The 22,536-nt window shown below is 27.6% G+C and carries 25 protein-coding genes and 1 other annotated feature; of the genes, 5 read left to right on the forward strand and 20 right to left on the reverse strand.

The window, feature by feature from the left end; translation table 11 throughout:
- Positions 1–101: 101 nt before the first annotated feature.
- From RSF37_RS00705 to RSF37_RS00715, 3 genes are all read right to left on the reverse strand, one after another.
- On the reverse strand, positions 102–1,451 hold the full coding sequence (locus tag RSF37_RS00705; protein ID WP_332562446.1) for an FAD-dependent oxidoreductase: 1,350 nt from the start codon (positions 1,449–1,451) through the stop codon (positions 102–104).
- A 110-nt stretch (positions 1,452–1,561) separates the two neighbouring features.
- Positions 1,562–1,978 carry a hypothetical protein gene (locus tag RSF37_RS00710; protein ID WP_332562447.1) on the reverse strand — a complete coding sequence of 139 codons (417 nt, stop codon included), beginning with the start codon at positions 1,976–1,978 and terminating at the stop codon, positions 1,562–1,564.
- On the reverse strand, positions 1,978–2,178 hold the full coding sequence (locus tag RSF37_RS00715; protein WP_332562448.1) for a helix-turn-helix transcriptional regulator: 201 nt from the start codon (positions 2,176–2,178) through the stop codon (positions 1,978–1,980). The genes RSF37_RS00710 and RSF37_RS00715 overlap by 1 nt, the downstream gene beginning before the upstream one ends.
- A gap of 190 nt (positions 2,179–2,368) precedes the next feature.
- Here RSF37_RS00715 and RSF37_RS00720 point away from each other — a divergent pair, with 190 nt between their 5' ends.
- Both RSF37_RS00720 and RSF37_RS00725 read left to right on the forward strand, forming a co-directional pair.
- On the forward strand, positions 2,369–2,887 hold the full coding sequence (locus RSF37_RS00720; RefSeq protein WP_332562449.1) for a L,D-transpeptidase: 519 nt from the start codon (positions 2,369–2,371) through the stop codon (positions 2,885–2,887).
- 131 nt (positions 2,888–3,018) lie between these two features.
- Positions 3,019–3,705 carry an MgtC/SapB family protein gene (locus tag RSF37_RS00725; RefSeq protein WP_332562450.1) on the forward strand — a complete coding sequence of 229 codons (687 nt, stop codon included), beginning with the start codon at positions 3,019–3,021 and terminating at the stop codon, positions 3,703–3,705.
- 46 nt (positions 3,706–3,751) lie between these two features.
- On the opposite strand, the gene RSF37_RS00730 is transcribed toward RSF37_RS00725, so the two are convergent.
- The 8 genes from RSF37_RS00730 to RSF37_RS00765 form a co-directional block, all read right to left on the reverse strand.
- Complete coding sequence (locus RSF37_RS00730; RefSeq protein WP_332562451.1) at positions 3,752–4,567, reverse strand: nucleotidyltransferase domain-containing protein; 816 nt, start codon at positions 4,565–4,567, stop codon at positions 3,752–3,754.
- Positions 4,568–4,629: 62 nt separating this feature from the next.
- Complete coding sequence (gene trpS, locus RSF37_RS00735; RefSeq protein ID WP_332562452.1) at positions 4,630–5,646, reverse strand: tryptophan--tRNA ligase; 1,017 nt, start codon at positions 5,644–5,646, stop codon at positions 4,630–4,632.
- A gap of 47 nt (positions 5,647–5,693) precedes the next feature.
- Positions 5,694–5,965 (reverse strand) — a binding site (T-box leader).
- A 70-nt stretch (positions 5,966–6,035) separates the two neighbouring features.
- Positions 6,036–6,533, reverse strand: coding sequence for a GNAT family N-acetyltransferase (locus RSF37_RS00740; protein WP_332562453.1), 498 nt, complete (start codon positions 6,531–6,533; stop codon positions 6,036–6,038).
- A gap of 13 nt (positions 6,534–6,546) precedes the next feature.
- Positions 6,547–7,860 carry a DUF4179 domain-containing protein gene (locus tag RSF37_RS00745; RefSeq protein ID WP_332562454.1) on the reverse strand — a complete coding sequence of 438 codons (1,314 nt, stop codon included), beginning with the start codon at positions 7,858–7,860 and terminating at the stop codon, positions 6,547–6,549.
- A gap of 2 nt (positions 7,861–7,862) precedes the next feature.
- Entirely contained in the window at positions 7,863–8,405 is a 543-nt protein-coding gene (locus RSF37_RS00750; RefSeq protein WP_332562455.1) for a sigma-70 family RNA polymerase sigma factor, read from the reverse strand.
- A gap of 170 nt (positions 8,406–8,575) precedes the next feature.
- Entirely contained in the window at positions 8,576–9,358 is a 783-nt protein-coding gene (locus tag RSF37_RS00755; RefSeq protein ID WP_332562456.1) for a GNAT family N-acetyltransferase, read from the reverse strand.
- Between the two features lie 27 nt (positions 9,359–9,385).
- The gene (locus RSF37_RS00760; RefSeq protein ID WP_332562457.1) at positions 9,386–10,255 is read right to left on the reverse strand and encodes a protein kinase domain-containing protein; all 870 of its coding nucleotides are present in this window, start codon (positions 10,253–10,255) and stop codon (positions 9,386–9,388) included.
- Positions 10,256–10,267: 12 nt separating this feature from the next.
- On the reverse strand, positions 10,268–11,062 hold the full coding sequence (locus RSF37_RS00765) for a MerR family transcriptional regulator (protein WP_332562458.1): 795 nt from the start codon (positions 11,060–11,062) through the stop codon (positions 10,268–10,270).
- A gap of 122 nt (positions 11,063–11,184) precedes the next feature.
- On the opposite strand from RSF37_RS00765, the gene RSF37_RS00770 reads away from it, so the two are divergent.
- Complete coding sequence (locus RSF37_RS00770) at positions 11,185–11,817, forward strand: GNAT family N-acetyltransferase (RefSeq protein ID WP_332562459.1); 633 nt, start codon at positions 11,185–11,187, stop codon at positions 11,815–11,817.
- 53 nt (positions 11,818–11,870) lie between these two features.
- Here RSF37_RS00770 and RSF37_RS00775 read toward each other — a convergent pair whose 3' ends face one another.
- From RSF37_RS00775 to RSF37_RS00815, 9 genes are all read right to left on the reverse strand, one after another.
- Positions 11,871–13,655 (reverse strand): nitrilase-related carbon-nitrogen hydrolase, encoded by a 1,785-nt coding sequence (locus RSF37_RS00775; protein WP_332562460.1) that lies wholly within the window; start codon positions 13,653–13,655, stop codon positions 11,871–11,873.
- Between the two features lie 38 nt (positions 13,656–13,693).
- On the reverse strand, positions 13,694–14,155 hold the full coding sequence (locus RSF37_RS00780; protein ID WP_332562461.1) for a GNAT family N-acetyltransferase: 462 nt from the start codon (positions 14,153–14,155) through the stop codon (positions 13,694–13,696).
- A gap of 118 nt (positions 14,156–14,273) precedes the next feature.
- A complete protein-coding gene (locus RSF37_RS00785) occupies positions 14,274–14,717 on the reverse strand; it encodes a hypothetical protein (protein WP_332562462.1) in 444 nt (147 codons plus the stop codon).
- 99 nt (positions 14,718–14,816) lie between these two features.
- Entirely contained in the window at positions 14,817–16,070 is a 1,254-nt protein-coding gene (locus RSF37_RS00790; RefSeq protein WP_332562463.1) for a tetratricopeptide repeat protein, read from the reverse strand.
- Positions 16,071–16,243: 173 nt separating this feature from the next.
- On the reverse strand, positions 16,244–17,071 hold the full coding sequence (locus RSF37_RS00795) for an SDR family NAD(P)-dependent oxidoreductase (protein ID WP_332562464.1): 828 nt from the start codon (positions 17,069–17,071) through the stop codon (positions 16,244–16,246).
- Positions 17,072–17,087: 16 nt separating this feature from the next.
- Positions 17,088–17,540, reverse strand: a complete 453-nt coding sequence (locus RSF37_RS00800; RefSeq protein WP_332562465.1) for a MarR family winged helix-turn-helix transcriptional regulator — start codon at positions 17,538–17,540, stop codon at positions 17,088–17,090.
- A gap of 138 nt (positions 17,541–17,678) precedes the next feature.
- Positions 17,679–18,656, reverse strand: a complete 978-nt coding sequence (locus tag RSF37_RS00805) for a phosphotransferase family protein (RefSeq protein ID WP_332562466.1) — start codon at positions 18,654–18,656, stop codon at positions 17,679–17,681.
- A gap of 137 nt (positions 18,657–18,793) precedes the next feature.
- Positions 18,794–20,062, reverse strand: a complete 1,269-nt coding sequence (locus tag RSF37_RS00810; protein WP_442878693.1) for an MFS transporter — start codon at positions 20,060–20,062, stop codon at positions 18,794–18,796.
- A 159-nt stretch (positions 20,063–20,221) separates the two neighbouring features.
- Entirely contained in the window at positions 20,222–20,689 is a 468-nt protein-coding gene (locus RSF37_RS00815; RefSeq protein ID WP_332562468.1) for a MarR family transcriptional regulator, read from the reverse strand.
- Between the two features lie 183 nt (positions 20,690–20,872).
- Between RSF37_RS00815 and RSF37_RS00820 the strand changes: the two genes are divergently transcribed.
- Positions 20,873–21,298, forward strand: coding sequence for a MarR family winged helix-turn-helix transcriptional regulator (locus RSF37_RS00820; RefSeq protein WP_332562469.1), 426 nt, complete (start codon positions 20,873–20,875; stop codon positions 21,296–21,298).
- 227 nt (positions 21,299–21,525) lie between these two features.
- The coding region (locus RSF37_RS00825) for an MATE family efflux transporter (protein WP_332562470.1) at positions 21,526–22,536 on the forward strand (1,011 nt) is incomplete at its 3' end.

Here is a 22,536-nt window from a genome sequence, read left to right on the forward strand (position 1 = left end):
CATTTAGAGTAGTTGCTTATTATTTTTGCAAATAAGTAAATAAAAAAGCCAGATATAATGTAATAACTTTCTTATTACATTTACCTTGGCTTTTAATAATATTAATATCTTATCGATTGAGGATATTTAAAGACATTAAATGGATCATATTTCCCTTTTACTAATGTCAATTCATCTACGTTGCATCCATAATATTCACTTGCAAAATTACTTAATGGACTATATGGGAAATTTATAAATGAGCCCTCTGTAATAGTCATTATATAGTTTAATTTACTTGCTACCCATTCTTTATTAATATCAGCATATACATCATTTTCCCATACAGATTGTATACCCATAATATAATTTGCATCCCTATAATAAAATGCAGTCTCGTGCTCACCTTTGTCTTTTACCGCACCGCCTAACCCATAAAAAGTAATTGCAGTATATATTGCCCCCTCAGGTCTTTCCTTTAAAAAGGAAGCTAGATTTATAAGGGTATATTTTGAGTAACTCTCATTTACAAAACGTCCTGTAGACTTAAATTTTTCCTTATCTGGATATCCCTCTTGAACTTTCCTAATTGCATTTAAAAATGTTGTATTCTCAAAAGTTGCATTACAATTTGGTATATCTAAAAATGGTTGTAATATCTCTTTTAATTCTCTTTCATCCCCATAAAATAGACCAAAGAAATATACTGCCATCCCTTCATTAACAGAGTTATAAAAACTAGCCCTCATATTAACTCTTCTATCTAAAGTCATATATATTTTTTGGAATATATCCATTATATTTGCCTGCTCTACTATTGAAGTGTTTTCATAGTGCATAGTAAATAAAGTTACATTATTAAATTTTGGTGGAAGATTGAAAGTAAGCGCTGTAACTATTCCAAAATTTCCATTACCAGCACCTCTTAATGCCCAAAATAACTCTTCATTACAATCTCTATTTGCAATTATTTCATTTCCTTCATAATCTATAACTTCAGCTTCAACTAAGCTATCTGCACCAAGTCCAAATAATCTACAAGACAATCCCCAACCTCCACCTAATGCATATCCAACTACTCCAACAGTTGGACACGTACCCCCAGGAAATGGATATCCTTTAGATCCTACATATTCATAAAGCTCACTATTTTGTACGCCAGCTTCTACTTTCAGTTTATTTTCAGCTTCATCTATCGTTATTTTCTTCATTCTGCTTACATCAATAACCACTATATCATTCCCGATTGAAAATCCTTCATAATTATGCCCACCAGAACGAATTCTAAAATTAAAACTATTTCTAATACAAAATTTTAAAGCTTCTACAACCTCCTCCTTTTCTTTGCAGTATATTATTGCCTTTGGATATCTCTGTATAGCTCTATTCCAAATTTGCCTATCAACTTCATATTCATCATTATTAGGTGTTATAATTTCACCATTAAAGCACAAATCCTTTTCAATTTTCATTGCAATCATCCTTTGTAATAGAATATTTTACTTATAGTAAATCTATATACTATTATATAAATATGATTACTTTATTTTTTTGTTAAAATTGCTGTGCTTAAACTAGAAAATTACATCTCTTTTTGATACTTGTTCATATAATATACTCCAGCAACATTGTATATTAAAAATACGGCTACAGTAAGAACTGTTACCCAAAGAGGCGCATTTATAATTATTGTTATATATGCAATACCCATAATAAGCCACTTAGTAACATCAGCTGCCTTTGCTTTTGCCTTATTTCGAATCATAATGTTCCTCTCATCCTTTAATTCAATATTATTTTGTTCTGAAATTTCAGGATTTCTTTCTTCTAAGTGTCTCATATAAATATTTGCAATACTCATTCCAATTAATCCTGCACCTAAGCCAATCATAATACCTTCTAATGATTTCATCTCCTCTAGTTTTAAGAATAAACTTACAGAAACTAAACATAAACCAATAACTAACAAAATAAAATTGATTGATTTTTTCTTTAACATTATTCTTCCTCCTCATAAATAAAAATTTCTTTAATACTCATACCAAAATACCGTGCAATCTTAAATGCCAATATAATTGATGGATTATATCGTCCATTTTCTAGTGATCCAATTGTTTGTCTTGAAACTTCTAATGCTTTCGCAAGTTCTTCTTGTTTTATTCCTTTCTTCTTTCGTATCTCTTCTAACCTATTTTTCAAAACATATTTCTCCCCCTTTACGGAAAGTTAACTTTACATCTATATATTATCATAAATTACATTTAATGTAAAGTACCCTTTCCTTTTTATTTACCCTTATAGCTAGAATTTAAATAATATTATAACTATATCCTCACATATTACTTTCCTTGAATATAGTATATATAAACAATATTTATAGGATAATTGCATGACTAATATATTCTTCAATAAAATTCGTAACATTAAATCTTTATTACAGTATCAAAGAGCTATACTAGCTGATAAACTAGCAAGTGATAAAAACTACTTAACTAGCGCTACAACCTTTGTTAACAAAGCAAATCTTTCTAGTAGTACTGAATATCTCATTTGGGTAGATACGAAAAATTTCAAAACAAACATATTTAAAGGTTCACAAGATAGCTGGACTCTAGTTCACAGTTATTTATGCTCAATAGGTAAACCTTCTACACCTACTCCAAAAGGGAATTTTAATATAGGAGTTAAAGGGTTGTACTTTGGGGTTAATAAGGGATATAAATGCAGATACTATACCCAATATAAAGGAAATTATTTATTTCATTCTATAATTTATAACCTTGATGGTTCCATAAAAGATCCAAGACTAGGCAAAGCTATATCTGATGGTTGCATACGGCTATCTTTAGAAAACGCAAAATGGATATGGGATAATATTCCTTTGCATACTACTGTTAAAATAACTTAACTACTTATAAATTCACATTAACATTTATTACATCTTTATAATATTTTTAATTTATCTATTTCATATGTCTAGTATCTTTATTGCTTTTTATGGTAAATTAATTATAAGTAATTATTTTGAGAGGTGATATTATGATACTTACTGATTTTCTTATAAGGCTATTATCAGCTGCTATTTTAGGGTTTGTAATAGGATTAGAAAGACAATATAGGCAAACTCTTGCTGGAATACGTACAAATGTTTTAGTATGTGTTGGTGCATGCTTATTCGTAATGTATGCCACAATTGCAGGTAGTGGTGATAGTTCACGTATTGCAGGTCAAGTTGTAACTGGTGTTGGTTTCCTTGGTGGTGGAGTTATTCTAAGAGAAGGATTTAATGTTAGAGGATTAAATACAGCTGCCACCCTTTGGTGCACTGCATCTGTTGGTGTACTTGCTAGTTCAGGACAAATTATTTTTGCAGCTACTGCAGCACTTATAATAGTTTTAGCTAATATTATTTTAAGACCAATTGCAAAGAAAATGTATCGAGTTAAAGATAAGGATGAAGATGATGAATACATTTATGGAATAACTATAAAGTGTGATGAAAATGAAGAGTTTAATATAAGATCAATGCTTATGGAAATGGTTTCTAAAGAAAAGATTCTCCTTAGAAAGCTTGAAAGTATAGAAATTGAAAATGAAAGTAAAGTTCGAGTTAAAGCAGAAATCATAAGTATAGAAAAAAGTGATATGATAATAGAACGAATTATTGGAGTTCTAAGCTTAGAAGTTGGAGTAGTTTCTATAGGATGGAAAGTTCTAAGTGAATAACTATTGTATAAGCCGATAACACTTTGTTATCGGCTTATTTCATGTATTAAAACAAATATAATCCATTATCTTTAAGCATCATATCTAAGTTTTCTATTAACATATCCATTTCAGATAATATAGATAAATTACCCTTTGCTGAATAACTTAAAATATTATTAATGTTTTTATCCATATTATTTGGAACCTTTAATCTATTATCTTTTATTATTTTAATAATCTTTTTTTCCCCTGGATGAGCCATATCATTTATAGCAAATATAATATCAAAATAGCTTGCAAATAAAGCAGCTACTCTATGATTTACACTAATAAAATCATCTCTTTTTAAAGCTTTCTCTATTTGATAATAGTATGCTGGCATTTGTAGCTTTAATAATGGGTAATTCTTTTTTATTATATTTTCTTTTAACTTTTGTGGATATTTTATTTTATACTTCTGTTGCAATTCATTTAAACACCCATTTTTATCATATAAAATAATAGAATTTATAAAATTTGACCAAAAACAAGTTGTATATCCTATATCTGCTTCGCACTTTACTAATGTTCTATTTAATGAATCTTCAATCCACTTTATTTCCCTATAAATAATTTCAACTGGTATGTTAGAATCTTTTAGAATCCCATCATCTTCTGTTTCCCAAAAAGTATTATTACTCTCCATATAGCTACAGTATTTACTAGTAATTTCTTTTCTCTTTTCAACTGATATTTTATTTTCCAAATAAATATATATATCATAATCGGAATTTTCATCATTAGTTTTTGTAGCATGTGAACCCGCTAATAGTATTCCTAAAACTTCATCTAGCTCAGAAAAATCCCTAATCATATCTTTTAAATTTGTAGTAATATCCATTATAAATACCCCCTTAATTTTACAATAATTATATCTCATATAAAAAGAACATAAAAGACTATCTATTTAAAATAATCTATTCCAATTGCACTTCTCACTTCTGAAAGAGTTTCTGCAGCTACTTTTCTTGCATTATTACTTCCACTTTCTAATACTTCATATACAAATGATTTATCCTTCTCAAACTCTTTTCGTCTATTTCTTATAGGTTCAAGCTCAGCTTGTAATATTTCATTTAAATAGTTTTTAACTTTTATATCTCCAAGCCCACCACTTCTATAATGCTCCTTCATATTTTGAAGTTTATCTTTATCATTGCAAAATGCATCCAAATATGCGAATACAATATTATTTTCTACTTCACCTGGATCTGTCACTTTAATATGATTTGGGTCTGTATACATAGACATAATCTTCTTCTTAATCACATCTGGTTCATCTGATAAATAGATTGCATTATTCAATGATTTACTCATTTTTGATTTCCCATCAATTCCAGGTAATCTTCCAAGTCCTTCTTTAGGAAGTATTGCTCTTGGCTCTATTAAAATATCTGTTTTATAAGTAGCATTAAATGTTCTTACAATTTCTCTTGTTTGCTCAATCATTGGCATTTGGTCTTCTCCAACTGGAACAATTTCAGCTTTAAATGCTGTAATATCAGCAGCTTGACTTACAGGATATATTAAAAATCCAGCTGGTATACTTAGATTAAAATCTTTTTCCTTTATCTCATTTTTTACTGTCGGGTTTCTTTCTAATCTTGCAACTGTAACTAAATTTAAATAATGCATAGTAAGTTCATTTAATTCTGGAATCTGTGACTGAACAAAAATCGTTGATTTCTTTGGGTCTATTCCTACTGCCAAGTAATCTAACGCAACTTCTATTAAGCTATTTCTTATTTTCTCTGGATCTCTTGCATTATCAGTTAAAGCTTGTTGATCAGCAATCATTATAAAACTATTATATAATTCACTATTTTGTAATTGTACTCTGCTTTTTAATGATCCAACATAATGCCCTATATGCAATTTACCTGTTGGTCTATCTCCTGTTAAAATTATTTCTTTTTTCATTAAACTCACTCCTTAATTATTTATATAAAAAAAACTCCGTCCTAAATTAATAGGACGGAGATAATATCCGCGTTGCCACCTAGATTGTATAGAAAATAATATTATTATAAAATCAACTACACCACTCAAAATCAAGTACTAACATACTCTATCCGCTATAAGGTGCGGCTCACCAATCGGATACTCTCTCTCTCTCTGCTAGATTTCTCTTCATTCCTCAAAGGCCCATTCATCAAATCTCTTCTTTCCTAGATTCCACCATCCTAGGATCTCTTTATTGAAGCTTAATTTAATTACTCTTCCTTATCATCAGATTTTTAACATTTTTTCTTATTATAGTTTTATTAGTAGAAGTTGTCAATTACAATATTATAAAGTTCATATATAAGTTACTTATATATTTTAGCCATATAAAATTCATCCATATACTCTCCATCAACAACTACTGACTTTTTCTTTATTCCTTCTATTAAAAATCCATTTTTCTCATAAAGGTTCTTAGCTATATCATTTTTACACATTACCGTTAATTCTAATCTTTTTATATTATTCTCTTTTGACCATAAGTCTAACTCTTTGAAAAAACTTTTACCAATACCTTTTCCTCTAAATTGTTTGCGTATTCCTAGAACAATATATGCAGTATGTCTTATTCTATTCAACGAACCTCTTTGTGCGCATATAAACCCTACAATTTGATTATTGTAAATTGCAACTTTAAACAAATTTTCTTCTTCTATATTTTTCTCTATCATCTTTTTTATTGGATCAATATTATTAGATCTCTCATTAGGTTCATATAACATAAATTTTGTCTCTTTATCTAATCCTAACATCATATTAAGATAGTCATTAGCATCTTCAGTTCTTATTTCACGGATAATCATATTTTTCCATCTCCTATTTAACTTTTATTACTTTAGCCTCTTTATAATTATCTAAAGGTATATGATCACCAAAATCAAGTAAAATATTTTTATTTTTCTCTACACCATCAAATATAGCAACATATCCATCATCTACTCTTTCTATAGTATACTTATTACTATATCTACTGAAGTCCCTGTCTTTATCATTATTAGAAGCTGATAGTGATAACCCTTGGAATATATTTATTGGCTCATATTCACTTCTAAAATAAAATTTCAATTTATTACCTTCCCATTCAACCTTATAAATTTCACCTTTTGATCCATTTTGTGATGTAATTATTTTTGGATACTTAATATTACCTTCCTGTACCATTTCAATCTGTATATCATCTAAATCATCACCCCATTTTAATGGTTCTTTTATATCTGATATAATAAAGTTTATACTATTAGCATTCCTCATAATATCTGCAGTTAACTGTGGAAAATCCATATTGCTTCCAAATTTCTTAGTATATATTTTTCCATCCACTTCAATACAGTACTTTGGCCCCCATACATCATTTAAACTCTCTGCATCTTCACCAGTGAATTCTAATTCACTACCCATTGCATTAGATTTTAACTTATTAAGCTTAACTGAATCATTTACATACTGTTTTATATCTAAATTATATTTATCTTTAAAAGCAGTTGTAAAATCAACCTTTATATCAAAAGTCATTTCTAACTCCGTTATTTTGAAATCTTCTGATAATTTTTTTATTTGGAGACTTAAATCACCTTTCTTAGGATACGTACTTCCACTCAAAGTCTCTTTATAATTTAATATCATTGTATTATTATCAATATAATAACTGTCACAACCTGAAGAAGTTGATGTACCTGACTTTATTGTATTCATATCCATATTTACGTTAAACATAAAATTATCTTCTTTTGGATTTAACTTTAATGGTTCTCTGCTTTCAATTTTCACAACAGCTTCTAATTGATTTGGTACAGCTATAATATTTTCTATTGTTACTTTAATCCCATTACTCTCCTGTGATTGTCCTATATAATTTGTATATTTTTCATACCCCTGAAAAAATCCAAATTGCTTATAAATGTTGTTTATTACAGGTATATTATCTGCTATAGCTGGAGTACTTATTATCCCTACTAATGCGATTGCTACAGCACTTGCTACTAACTTTTTCTTATTATTTCTTTTTTTAAGTTTCTTTTTAATATTTTTCTTTATACTATAAATTTCAATCTCTGATAAATTCTCTTTTGACATTTCTATCTTCTCTATATTTTCGTTATCTAAATTATCTAATATATCCTTTGGATTCATAATTAGCACCCCTTATTTATTAGCTTTTCCCTAAGCTTTTTTCTACCCCTAAATATTTTAAGATTAATAAATTTTTCCGATTTTCCAAGACTTTCACTTATATGTTTCGTATCTTGATCTAGATAAAATTTCCTGAGAAATATTTCTTTTTCTAAAGGCTTCATATTATCAATTTCTTTTTTTACTTTAAATAAATCATCCTTTATTTCTAAGCTTTCATCCAATTTTTCTGTAGCACTTACATTTAATGTTTCTATATTAATTTTATCTGGTTGTCGTATTTCTTTTCTTAACCTATCTATAGCTGTATATTTACTAATTACCATAATCCATTTAACGAACTGATTATTTTCTTTATTAAAATATATTGCATTATCCCAAATTTTCAAGAAAACATCATTCATACACTCTTCAGCCAATTCTCTATTCTGTAAAACACTATATGAAACTTTAAATATAAGGTTAGCATAATTTTCAACTACATAATCTAATGCCTTATAATTTTTCTTCTTTAAACCCCGTATAAAATTTTCTCTAGTAACCATATCTTCCCCCTATTTTTTCGAAAGTACTTTCTTCTTCACTAATTAGTCGTATTATTTATATATAATATTTCATCTTTTCTCAAATAAATTAAAATGAAACTTATCTATGGAAAACCATAAAATAAGTTTCATTTTAGTCCCCCTGTTATTCAAATTTCTTCTGATGCTCATTATTTATAACTTACATAATAAGTATCATATGGCTTGTCTAATACATATCCTAATTTTTTTGCTAGCTTTACAGAATTTAAATTTGCAGCATCCCAGCTAGGATATTTTCCATCCTTTAAGCACTCTAATATCAATGCAGCAGCTACTACAGTCGCAAGTCCCTTTTGTCTATGATCTTTATGTGTATCAATTTCAATTTCAATCCCATTATTATATATACTATAAGATGTAGCCCCTGAAACAACATTTTCACCATGAAAAATGCAATATCCAGTTCCTCTATTAATAAAATCTTCTACTGAATTAAATTGTGCAGTAAAATCTTCTGATAATTCATTAAATGATTTACTATTTGCTATATTAAAATCTACCTTTTTAAGTTCATATCCCTTTGGTAACTTACTTATAAATGCTTCAATCTTATTAATATCAAGACTTTCAACATCTTTTTTAAAAGCATACCTTTGAAATTTATCTATATGTCCTTTATGAATTTTTTCTATTTTATCTTTCCATTTGTCATTTTCAACAATTACTAAAGAATTATTAGGCAAATTTTCTAATAACTCTTTAGCTTCTTCTGAAGTAATATCTCCAGCATAAAATACAAAATCTCCTACAATAATTTGTGCAGCCATTGGATCTTTTATATTATCAACCCAAATAGTTCCCATATATCCTTGTAATGCTGAAAGTATGCACGTATCATGCATTCCTTTAAATATATTTGATAATCTATCTTTTATTTTATTGTTTACTTTATTATCAACTTTATAAATCATATATACTACCTTCCCTCTTCATTAAATTTATAATAATGTTTTCCATTCATTATAAAAATCCCTTACTGATTTAAACCTTTTATCTCTATCTAAAGATGTTGCTATGCTTACTAAATCATATAATTTCTTTGTACCTTCCCATTTTTCAAATGAATAATCTGTATCACTTCCAAGAATACCAAATATTAAAGCACCTAAATTAAAAACATTTGTTCTCTCATCAATAATTGCATTTAATTCATACTCCTCAGGCGATTTGAACCTATCAGAACCCCAAAATCCCTTACCAATATTATTGACAGCTGGTTTCTTTCTAAAAAAATCAATGTCACATATTTTTGTAATATCCTTATTAAAATCATACATAATACTTCCGTCATACAAATCTATTGCTACATATCCCTTATCTTCAACATTGCAAAGAAATCTAAATATTGTATCTATAGATTTTAACTTCTTACTAAAATCTAAATTTTTATACTTATAATATGCTGATTTCTCATGTGTATATTTAGGATACTTATTAAAAGTCCAATGTTCATGTAAATTATTACCTTCTATCCATTCAAAAACTACTGCATATCCATCTTCAGTTATAAACTCATCTTTAAATTTAATTAATTGATCACAACTTAAGTTTTTATAAATTTCACTCACTCTCATTAATTCACTTATAACCTTTTCTATATCTCCATCATATTCCACAGTTTTAGCTCCTGCATATTTTATAAAGACTTTTTCATTGTCTCTCTGTACGCCAAAACATATATTACCTGAATCCTGCTGATCAAATACACAAAATACTTTCCCATAACTTTTTAGCCATTCAAAATCATGCATTTCTTTTAATTTAAAACATACCTTATCAATCTGTATTTTAATATAATCATTTCCCATTCAATCTCCCCTTTATATAAGCACTTGGATTTGGCAACTATATGATTCTGTATTAAAAAAATCATTTATTAAATCAATTATTATAATATTTTTAGCATTAATATTATTTTCTTTTATATAAGTGAGCATTTTTTCAATACGCTCTTGCTCATTCTCTTTACTAAAAGTTAAAGTTAAATATATTCCTTCTTTTAATACTTTTATATTATTATCTTCCTCTATGCTATTTTCCCCTTCTAACCCATTAAAAACATACTTTGGTTCCATAGAGTAATCTGATTTAATCTCATACAGTATACCTCTATCTATAGAAATTTCTATGTTTTTATGCTGTATAACTTTATCTAATTCTGAATAGTAAAGTAGCTCTTTAAAATCTTCGACTTCCATGCAAGGAGCTACTACTATGTATCGTTCTTTAAAGTGTGTACTAGTAATATCATCATTATTTAATATCTCTTTAGCATAATAAACGCTTTCATTAATCATATCTATATTTTTAATTATCTCATTCATTTTATTTATATTCTCTTCTGCTTCATTTTTTTTAGTTTTTAAGAAATCTAATAATGTATCCGTATTACTGTCTTTAAAAATTTCCTGTATTTCAGCTATACTGTTACCTAAAGATCTGCACCCTTTTATAATATCTATATGAATAAATTGATCTATAGAATAATATCTATATCCAGTTTCTTCATCAATATATCTAGGAACAAGAATACCTACTTTATGATAATATCTTAAAGTTTTTATTGTAATATCTTTAATTTTAGATACTTCTCCAATCGAAAATAAATTTTTCATTATAATTACTTCCTTTATTTATTCATTTAACACTATTGACTCTCCCCTTAGAGTACACCTTATTATAATTATAAGGTATTTTCAATAAAATACCAATTAATAATTGAAAGGATTGTGCAAAAATGAGTGAAATATTGTATAGAGATTTAGTTAAAGATGATTATAATTCCATTAAAAATTTAATTTGTGAAGCCTTTGGCTTTGATGATTTTATTAAAGATAAAAAGTTTTTAGATGTAGTTTTGACCATTTACTTGCAAGATTGTATTATTGATAGCTCCTTTAGTAAAATAGCTGAGAAAAATAATAAGGTCGTTGGTCTTATTTTAGGCAATGCTGAAAATGATAGGAATCGTTTAAGGAAGCCTCATAACTTTTTAAGTCTTGCTTATAACGGACTCCAATTAGTTCTATCTACTAAGGAAAATAGAACAGTCCTTAAAGAATTCTCGAAAATTTCAAAGACGTATAAAGAAATTATTCAAGGTAAAAAGGATTCATTTCAAGGTTGTATTCAATTATTTATAGTATCAAAAGAATGTAGGGGCTTTGGAGTTGGAAAAACTCTTGTAAGTTATTTATCTAATTACATGAAAAGTATGAATGTAGCATCAATCTACTTGTATACCGATACTAGATGCAATTATGGATTTTATGATAGTCAAAATTTTAGTCGTCTAAATGAAAAAGAGATTTACTTTGATTCAGTTGATGCTAAACTTAATGTGTTTCTTTATGGCTATAATTTAAATTAAATAAAACCATAAGCTATTTAAAAGTAGCTTATGGTTTTATTGCTTTACTATCATTAATCAAATTTTATATACCAACTTGGTATATATTTTTTAAATCCATCATACCATTTTAGTAATTTTTTAGTTTGTTCAACCATTGTATCTATTTCTTCTTTCCCAAACGACTTTGCCCATGCAATAGCTCCTATTTGGTTGCTTGAAATATATAATAACATTAATCTAAAAAACAAATCTGGCACTTCATTATTAAAATATCCATTAATGTATCCTGAAGCAAATTCTGGACTAACTTCAGCACACCATGTAATCCTATTAAATTCTTCAAAAGGATCTCCTATATCACATCTATTAAAGTCTATTATTCCAAGTTCATTTAAAGGTGTTATAATCATATTTCCTATATGGTAATCACCATGTTGAAAGCATTGTGGTCTATTCTTCAACAAATGTCTATTATTTTCAAGATAGCTTATTATTTGTTCTGATCCATCTACTAAAATCCCACAATGTTTATACATTGAAATCTTGTTGTCTATTTTTTTATTAAATCTGGTATACCAGTCTATATCTATATCTGTTACTTGTATTTTATGAATTTTTTTAAGATATAATCCTGCTTTAACACCTAAATTATACTGTTCTTCTTTACTGAGAGTTAGTAATTTAATATTAGCATCCTCTCCACATATCCATGTGAATAATGAATATACCTCTTTTCCATTATTGCATACTCCAAACTCTATAGGTACAGACATTAGTATATCATTACTACTTACATCTTTGATTAATTCAAAATCCCGTTTCTTCTTAGCATATTCTGATATATCAGATATTCTAAGGAGTAATTCTTCATTATCTTTTGTTTTTATATAAAACTTTTTATCTTTAGACCACCCTTTATCAATTTGCTTTATTTCTTTCCAATTTTCCATACTTTCTATTTCTGAAAAGCCTCTTATAAATGGATCTTTAACTGTCTTATCTAATAGCTTCTTATAAGATTCAACTTTCCTGTAGGCATTGCCTAAAGTCTCACTTTTTCTATATTTTCTTATGTTATCTAAATTAAATTGTGCTATTAATATATTTTCTTCTATGTCTCCTGCCGAAACAATTTTATTATCAACATAATTTCCATCCTCATCAAAAACTACTGGACTATATGCACAGGAGTTACCCCAATTTTCTTTAGGATAATTTGTCATTGCTACACCAACCATATTTTCGAAAGCTCTAGTTGATAACTGATTTATTCTTGCTAGATTCATATCACAGGCATTTGGAACAAGTATAATATCAGCCCCTTCTAACATTAACACTCTAGCACTTTCAGGAAATTCTCTGTCATAGCAAATCATTACTCCAATATTCACTCCAGAGAACTCACAGACTTTAAAATCTGTTCCACCTTCAAGAAGTGCTTCTAATGAAAAATCACATGTGTGAACCTTAGAGTACTTCATTAATATATCTCCTGTTCTATCAATTACTAAAGCTGTATTTTGTGGACTAGAACTCCCTTTTGAAAGATACGTTATAACAATTCCTATTTCTAATGATTTTGCAATATCTCTAAATGATTTAATATAGTTGCTCTCTTCATCAATAGCTTCAGCAATCCATTTTTTACGTTCTTCTTTATAATTTTCATTGAATGGATTATTAAAAGCATCACTAAACGGTGGCTCATAGCCATTTGACCACATCTCTGGGAATAACACTATATCTGCACCTAACTTCTTTGCCTCATCTATATATTTTAAACCTAACTTTAAATTTTCATCTATATTGTTTGCTATTGCTCTATGCTGAATTAATCCAACTTTTAAAGTATTCATTTTATAATATCTCCTTCTATAAATATTACTACCTACATTTATAAAGTTTTTTCCATAACAAAATTATTTAAACTTTCTCCATACCGTTCAACTGATTGTTCTTTAATTACTTTGTATCCAAACTTATAAAAAAATGATTTTGCAGTTATAGATGCATGAGTCACTATAACTTTAACACCATTTTCATATGCATATTTCTCTATCTCATTTAAAATAGTTTTTCCTACTCCAATACCTTGGTAATCTTTATGAACATACAACCTATCAAAATATCCATAACTACCCAAATCCCCAAAACCTATTATAATTCCATTTTCCTCAACTACTACAGAATAATGTTCTAAAAGTGATTTATCCCATTTAATTTTACTAATATTTTTTGGTGCCCACACATTAATCTGTCTATCATTATAATCTTTTGAATTAACAAAATGCACTGTATTATAAAACAACTCTATAATTTCTGTACAATCTTTTGATTGATAACTTCTAATTTTCATTTTAATCTCCCCATAATCTATTAAGTCCCCATATATAAGTTCCACTTTTGTCCTACTAAAACCTACCTCTATATAAAAAATAAAAGAATTACCTTCTAATTAGGTAATTCTTTTAATATTATTCTACAAACTGTATGTTATTTTTAATGCACCAATCTTTTGCTAATTGGTATTCAGCATTTTCTCTGTAATCATACCATTCACTAAGCTTTCCTAAATCTTCAATATACTTTCTCATAGATTTATCTTCAGGAATATTGCTTGCAATATCATCACCTAATGATTTTACAAAGTTTATCATCATTGAATCTTCGTTAATATCCTCATTACTTGGTAACTGAATATATTCTTCTGGGTGTTCTTTTAAGTGGTTAAGCCCTATTATTAATTCTCTTTCCCATTCTTCAAATTTATCTATATTCTTAAAATCTTCCGCCTTATACTTTGAAGTACTTTCATCTTCAACATATATTATTATCCCTGTTTCTTTATTATAATAATGAGTTAATAATTCTCCCTCAAATTCGATTGCTTCTATTACATCACTTAAATTTACTTTCATAATTTATATCTCCTCTTATTTCATTTATTATAAATGAATTCTTGCCATCTTACGTAATATTATATACCACTTCTAGTTAATACTAAATAAATTTATGTTTTATTCTAGTTGTAATTTTAGTAAATGCTTTAATTGTTCGTTATTAGGATTCAATCTAATTCCTTCCTCTAAAAGCTTAATAGCCTCTTCTTTTCTACCATAATTAGAATAAAAATTTGAAAGTATAGTATAAGCTTCAATATCATTTGGATACTTTTTTATATAATTTTCAAATCCTTCAATTTTTATATCAAAGTATTCTTCAAATCCATTTTCATGAACTGTATTACAATCACCCTTACTACTTTCAATATCTTTTTTTATTTCTTTTTCAAAATCATTTAATGATATTCCAACAGCTTTTTCAAATGAATTACTAAAACCATCTTCCTTTGTATTAACTAATATATTTTTAATTATTTCTTTACCTTTTATATCAACGAGCTTATTTATTGTATACAGACTTTGAACATACTGCATTCCACTTTCAATACTATTCCATTCATCATATTCATCAATATTTGTAAATTGAGTGAATTTAAAATTATAATTATTATTACACACTTCATCACTAGACATATATTCAGCTACCCCTTCTGAAAACCAGAGAGGTATTTTTTCATCCGAAATATTATTATCTTTTATATATTTATAATAATAATGATGTGCTATTTCATGAGATAACGTACCTCTATAGAAACTATCTTTAAATAAAATTTCCAAAGCATCCTCAGCATACATATAAACTGTATTTGATCCAGGTGCGTAATACCCATCAGCAAGCTGGTTCCCATTATCAAGCCTAGATTTAAAAATATCATTATCATAATCAAATTTAATAGTAACTGGTTCTTTTACACTTCCAAATATGTTTTTACTTTTTAATTCTATCTCATCTAAAATTTTATTAATCATTGGTAACGCTGATTCTATATTCTCTCTATGGATAATTTTATAAATTCCATGTTTGCTTTCTACAAATTCACTATTGTATTTATCATTTTCAAATGAAGCATAATACTCTTCATTTATTATTTTATAAAATTCATCAATGTTATTAAAAGTATATATCCACATAGCACTTAGAATTAACGAAATACAGTTTATTGTTATTATTCCAATCCTAAGCACTTTTTTGTCTTTATTTTTCCTTAATTTACGCCAATTTCTAATTATGCTATGTATCAAATTAAATAGTATTAATATAGTTACACCATAAAATATCTTTTTATTCTCAGTAAACAAACTAACTATGTATATACCACCTAACATTATATATAGTACTATACTAGCAATCCCCTTTAATATTTTCATTCTACCCCACCCACTCTATTTTTCATCTTATAAGTATATCATTCACACGACCTCTATTCTACTTTTTTATGTCATATTTCCCTATAAAATACAATAAATCTTTAATATATTTTTTATTAAGAAATAAAAAATAGCTTTAAAACATTTAAAGCTATTTTTAAACTCATATTTATTTAGAATGATGTCCATCCACCATCTGTTTGTAAGGTTGCACCTGTCATATGAGTTGAATCATCAGATGCTAAAAATAGTATTGAGGCTGCTTGCTCTTCTGCAGTTGCATTTCTTTTTTGTATCGTTTGAGTTTTCTGTCCAGCCATAGATTGAGCTTTTGCTGGATCAACTCCATTTGCTATTGCCTGTGCTCTTCTAGCTTTAACATATTCCATAGCTTCCTCAACCATTGGAGTATCTGTACCTGCTGGATTTACTGAATTTACTCTTATATCAAATCTAGCATAATCTAAAGCTAAATTTTTAGTTAATCCATTAACAGCATGCTTAGATGCAACATATGCTGGATTTCCAGGAAGCCCAGTTAAACCTGCTATTGAAGCATTATTTACAATAACTCCACCACTATTTTGAGCAATAAATTGCTGAATTTCATATTTACAACAGAAATAAACAGTATAAAAATTATTTGCCATTGTATAATCCATATTTTCTTGTTTCAATTCATGTAATGGACTTGGACTACCCATAACTCCTGCATTATTTATCGCTATGTCTAATTTGCCATACTTAGCCACAGTATCTTTTACTACCTCTTCACATTCTTTTTCAATAGATAAATCTTTATTTAAAAATATCGCGTCGCCACCATTATCAATTATTATTTTTAAAGTTTTCTCTCCTTGTTCTTTTAGCTTATCAACTATAACTACTTTTGCGCCCTCTTTAGCTGCTCTTATAGCTGTTGCTTTACCAATTCCTCTTGCAGCGCCTGTTACAATCATAACCTTATCTTCAAATCTACCTTCAAAATACTTCTTTTCCATAACTCTCTCCTCCAAATTAAATAGTTTCTTCACTAAAATCTTCATTTGAAACATTTTTAGTAATCTTTCTAAAAAGATAGTAAAATTGTTCTAATTCTTCTTTTGTCAGTTCACCAGTTAATTCATTTTCCCAATTCTTTGATATATTTACTATACATTCTCTATTTCTTTTAGCAAATTCAGTTAAAAATATATAGTATTTTCTCTTATCATTTAAATCCTGTACTTTTTTTATATAACCTGATTTCTCAAGTTTTACAATTGCTCTTGTTGTTGCAGCTTTATCAACACCAATTTTTTCAGTTAGCTCATCATGAGTTATTCCTTCTTTCATATATAAATAAAGTAAAAATTGATATTGTCCTGCACCAATATTATATTCTTTATATTCCTTTCCAAGAAAACTAACTCCTTGCCTATATAACTGATTTATATATCTACTAATTGATTCCGTTTTGAATCTTCTCATTTATTTCGTACCTCTATTTTAATCTATATCTTATGTTATATTAATTTTAACTCCATTTAGTTGATACGTCAACTAAATACTTTTTATTATTTACAATACAAAAAAAGATGCTATATATTCAGCATCTTTACATTCTAATTATTCTTTATTTGCCATTATTTCTTCTACTATTTTTATAGATTCTCTCCTGTTTTCTTCGTAGGCTTCTCTATTATCATATTCAACCATCCAAACATAAGTATCTATTAATGAGTATATTAGTTTATATATCTTTCTTCTAATTGTACTATTAGTATCACAACTTAATTCTTTTCCATAGCCTTCCATAAATGCTTCATTAGTTATCCACGGACTAGCAAATTCAAACTCACAATCTCCAAATACTGCTCTATCAGCATCAATTATTGCTGCTACTTCATAAATCCCCTTATCTTCTCTAACTAGTATATTACCTGCCCACAAATCTGCATGAATCAAGTGTGGTACTTTAATTTCATCAAGTATATCCTTATATTCACAAAATACTAATGTAAATTTCTCTATTTCTGTCTCGCTAAATATATTAAACTCTTTTAATCTTGCTCCAAGTTTCGAAACCTCATCTTTTAAGTATTCACTCCATAAGTTAAATCCAGCTCCTATAGATACATCGTAAGCTCTTCCAAATTGATTAGAAGTTATCTCATGTACTATATTAATGTATTTTCCTGTTTCTTTATAAATACTATCTAGAACTTCCTTATTAACTTTAAGTTCTGATAAAACACTACTATTAATATATTCAACAATCATGTAGTCTCTATCTATTATATTTTTATCTACATCGCATACTAATACTTTCGAACATGGTATTTCTTTACGTTCAAAATGCTTGTACACATATTCTTCAGCTTTCATTAAATTATTTTCAAAAGGTAATATTAACTGCTTATTTACCGGTCCTACTCTAAGTATTATTTCCTTCTTATTATTTACTTTTATATGGTATGTTGTATTAAACAACCCTCCAGATATAAGCTTTGCTTTAAATTCAGTTTCTAAACCAAAATAATTCTCTATTATCTTTGTTAATTCTTTTCTCGTTAATTCTTTATAAATTTTTGAAATTTTATTCATTTTTACCCTCTCTTTTATAGTATCCTCAATATATACTAAACCTTATACTTTAATTTCATTTCATATTATACACTGTTATTACTTAATTATCCATTTAGTAAAATAACTATATATCATCTAAAAAAATAGTCTATTTATTAATTTGATTGTTGTTCTTTTAGACCATCAATTCCATAGAAAATGTGTCCAGTAAAAATGCTAATTACTATTACTATAAATGATGATACATAAAATGGAATATAGCTGCTATTTCCTATCTTTTCAAAAACAATCCCATAAATAAATTGTCCAAGGGGAATGGTACACATGCAAACACACATAACGCATGAAATAACCTTTCCAGTTAAATCTATCGGTGTTGAAATTTGAATATATGTCATTATTTGAATAGAAAATAACGTTAGTAGTGCCATTACTATAGCACACCCACTTAATAATATAATATATTTTTCCATTGAGCCTCTTAGTATATGTAATGCGACTCCTCCTATAAGCATAGATAGTGCACACCCAATTAATAGAAATGGACTTGCTTTTAATTTTATTTTTTTTGATAATACTCCAGCAAGTAAACCTCCAATTATGCTACCTGTAGCTATTATACCTTGAGCATATCCATATAGCCTATTAGCGATATTAGGCGCAAACCCTAAATGTTGTGTAATTACAATTGGAACTCCAATTAAAATCAACGAACTTAAAAATAAATTTAAGGCTGCATATATTAAGGAAACTCTCCACAAAGTAGGTTTCACCTTAAAAATAAAGTTAAAACTTTCTTTAAGATCATTGAAACCACTAAGAAACATATTTCCTTTACGTTTCTTTTTTTCAAATGGAATATGAATAAATATCTCCATTACAGCAGATGCAAAAAAACAACCTATACTTACATATAGGATTGGTGATAAACCAACAACTGAATATAATATACCTCCAATAACTGGACCAACCATATTTGCCAATGAATTAATTAAATCTACAACTGAATTTCCTTCCATTATATATTCTGTATCTAGTAATACAGGGATACTTGCTTGGACTGCTGGCTGATAGGCTCCTTGTATGCCGTATAATAGAACCATTGTTATTCCCATAAGCGGAACAATATCTATTATTCCAGCCATAAAATAAAACATTATAATTAATATTGCTGTACTAAAATCCAAAATAACCATAATATTTCGTTTGTTAAAGCGATCTGCAATGATTCCTCCTACTGGGAATAATAAAATCATAGGAATAAAAGAAAAAGCTAGAATAGTTCCAAACAAAACAGATGATCCTGTTTGATTTAGTAAGTAAAGTGGTAAAGCATATCGTAAAATTTGATTTCCAAATAAAGAAATAATCTGACCTATTGCAACAAGTAAAAAATCTCTTGAAAATTTTGCTTTCTTTTGCATAATTAATGATTCTCCTTTTAAATTAATATTTTGTTTCTTAGGAAACATATTTATAATATAACTATTTTGTTTCCTTGTCAACAAAATAGTAAGCAATAAAAATGCAGTCTGTTCTCACTAGAGTTTGACTGCATATACTTTCATTATTCAAATTTATTCTTACTCAATATCCGTACCTAACTTCTTTATTTCTGCATCTAAATGTCTACTATACTTTTCCACAAAATTTATCATTGTATCAAATTGTTCCTCAGTTACCTCTTTAAATACTTCTTTGTCCCGCTCCTGAAACTCTTTATGCAGATCCTCATGAACTTTGTTAATTGCTTCGCCTCGCTCAGTAAGCCTAAAATAGATTTCCTTCTTATTTTCTGACTTCTGGTAGCTTTCAATAACACCTTTTTCTATGAGCTTCTTAGTTAATTTACTTATAGCACCTCTAGTCATATAAAAGGACTCAGCAAGTTTTGTCACGTTAGAATCTACATTACTTCCAATATATTCAATACAATGTATTTCAGAAGATTTAAACCCTTTAAGGCTCTCTTCCATCTTAGATTTATTTAACCAAACAAGCTTATTAAATAAATCTCTAAAACTTACTATGACCTGCTCTTCCTTATTCATGGTCTTTCCCCCTATCTGTTAGTGCATTACTATTATTATATTAATTTATTGTTTCTATTTCAACAATATTAAAATATTTATTTTAGGAGATGCCTTATAGTTTTTCATAGAAATCTTCTTAATTATAGTGAAATTGACAATTAGAATTCTAACTGTTAACATAGTAATAATGAGGTGATAAATATGAATGATGATACTATTTATACAAATTTAATTAGCACAATTGCAAGAAAATTAAAGTTCTCAGCAGATAGAAAAATTAATAATTTAGGATTAAATTCTCAACAAGGTAGGGTTATACAATATATTTATGAACATCAAGACGAGGGTCTGATACAAAAAGACTTAGCAGATGTATTTGGAAGAGCAACTGCAAGTATTACAAGCATGTTAAAAGGACTAGAAAAGAACGGATACATAAGAAGAGAAATTCCAGCTAACAATGAAAGGCAGAAAAATATATACGTTGAAAAAAAAGGAATAGATCTTATAGAAACATTTAAAACAAAATTCATTGAAATTGAAGATGACCTTACCTCTTCACTTACAGAAGAAGAAAAAGAATCTTTTCTAAAAATACTTCATAAAATTGATAATACGTTAATATAAAGTGGTGATTTAAATAAAAAATCACCACTTTATATTTTTAAAATAGTTGACATAAACAACTTACTGAAATATAATAATCCAGTAAGTTAGAATTCTAACTATTATATATCTTATAATTATATTTCTAACATTAATTAAATCTTTTATAGATCATATAGTTAAATCTATATTTTTTATATTAACAGTTAGAAATCTAATAATTAGATTATATATAAATGGAGGTAATTATGGAAAATACAGAATCAAATATTAAATACTTAAGAGATGAGCCAGTAAAAAAGGCAATAGCTCATCTATCTATACCTATGATGATTGGAATGTCTGCAGGTAGTATCTACAATGTAATAAACGTTTATTTTATTGGCCTAGTACATGATACAGCAATGCTTAGTTCAATTACTTTAGGGTTACCTATATTCATAGTATTAATGGCCTTTGGAAATATGTTTGGTGTAGGTGGTGGAACCTTTATAACAAGATTAGTTGCAAAAAATGAAAATGAAAAAGCGAAAAAAGTTGCTGGTTATACGTTTTATGGCAGTATTATTGCCGCTTTATTAGTAGGAGCAATTGCTTGTTTATTAATAGGACCAATTGTAAAATTATTAGGTGCAGATATAAATACATGGAATTATACAAATCAATATTCAACTACATTATTTGCAGGTGGATTTGCTATTATATTAAATTTTGCTCTTGAGCAAATAGTAAGATCAGAGGGTGCATCCAAAGAATCTATGTATGGTATATTTGTCAGTGTACTAGTTAGCGTTATACTTGATATTTTATTTATATTAGTATTAAATATGCATGTATATGGTGCCGCCTTATCTATTGTTTTAGCAAATATAGCATCTTCAATCTATTATGTTTGGTACTTAGAAACTAAGAGTGAAAATCTTAAAGGATTTCTATATCATTTTAGGATTAACTTAAAAGATCAAGTTGAAATATATAAAATTGGAGTATCTGAATTAATTCAGTCCGCATTTTTAATTGTAACTACTTTATTGCTAAATAACTTATCTATTCAATATGGAGATAGTGTAGTTGCAAGTTTTGGTATATCACTTAGAATTGTTCAAGTACCCGAGTTTTTTACTATGGGTATAGTCTTAGGCGTAATGCCACTTATAGCATATACTTTTTCTAATAAAAATATAGTTCGCTTAAGAGAAAGTATAAAATACTCTGCTCTATCTATATTTTTAATCTCCATTTTATTTGCAGGTTTTGTT

The sequence above is a fragment of the Clostridium sp. genome (assembly GCF_036643715.1).
Classification (GTDB): Bacteria; Bacillota; Clostridia; order Clostridiales; family Clostridiaceae; genus Clostridium.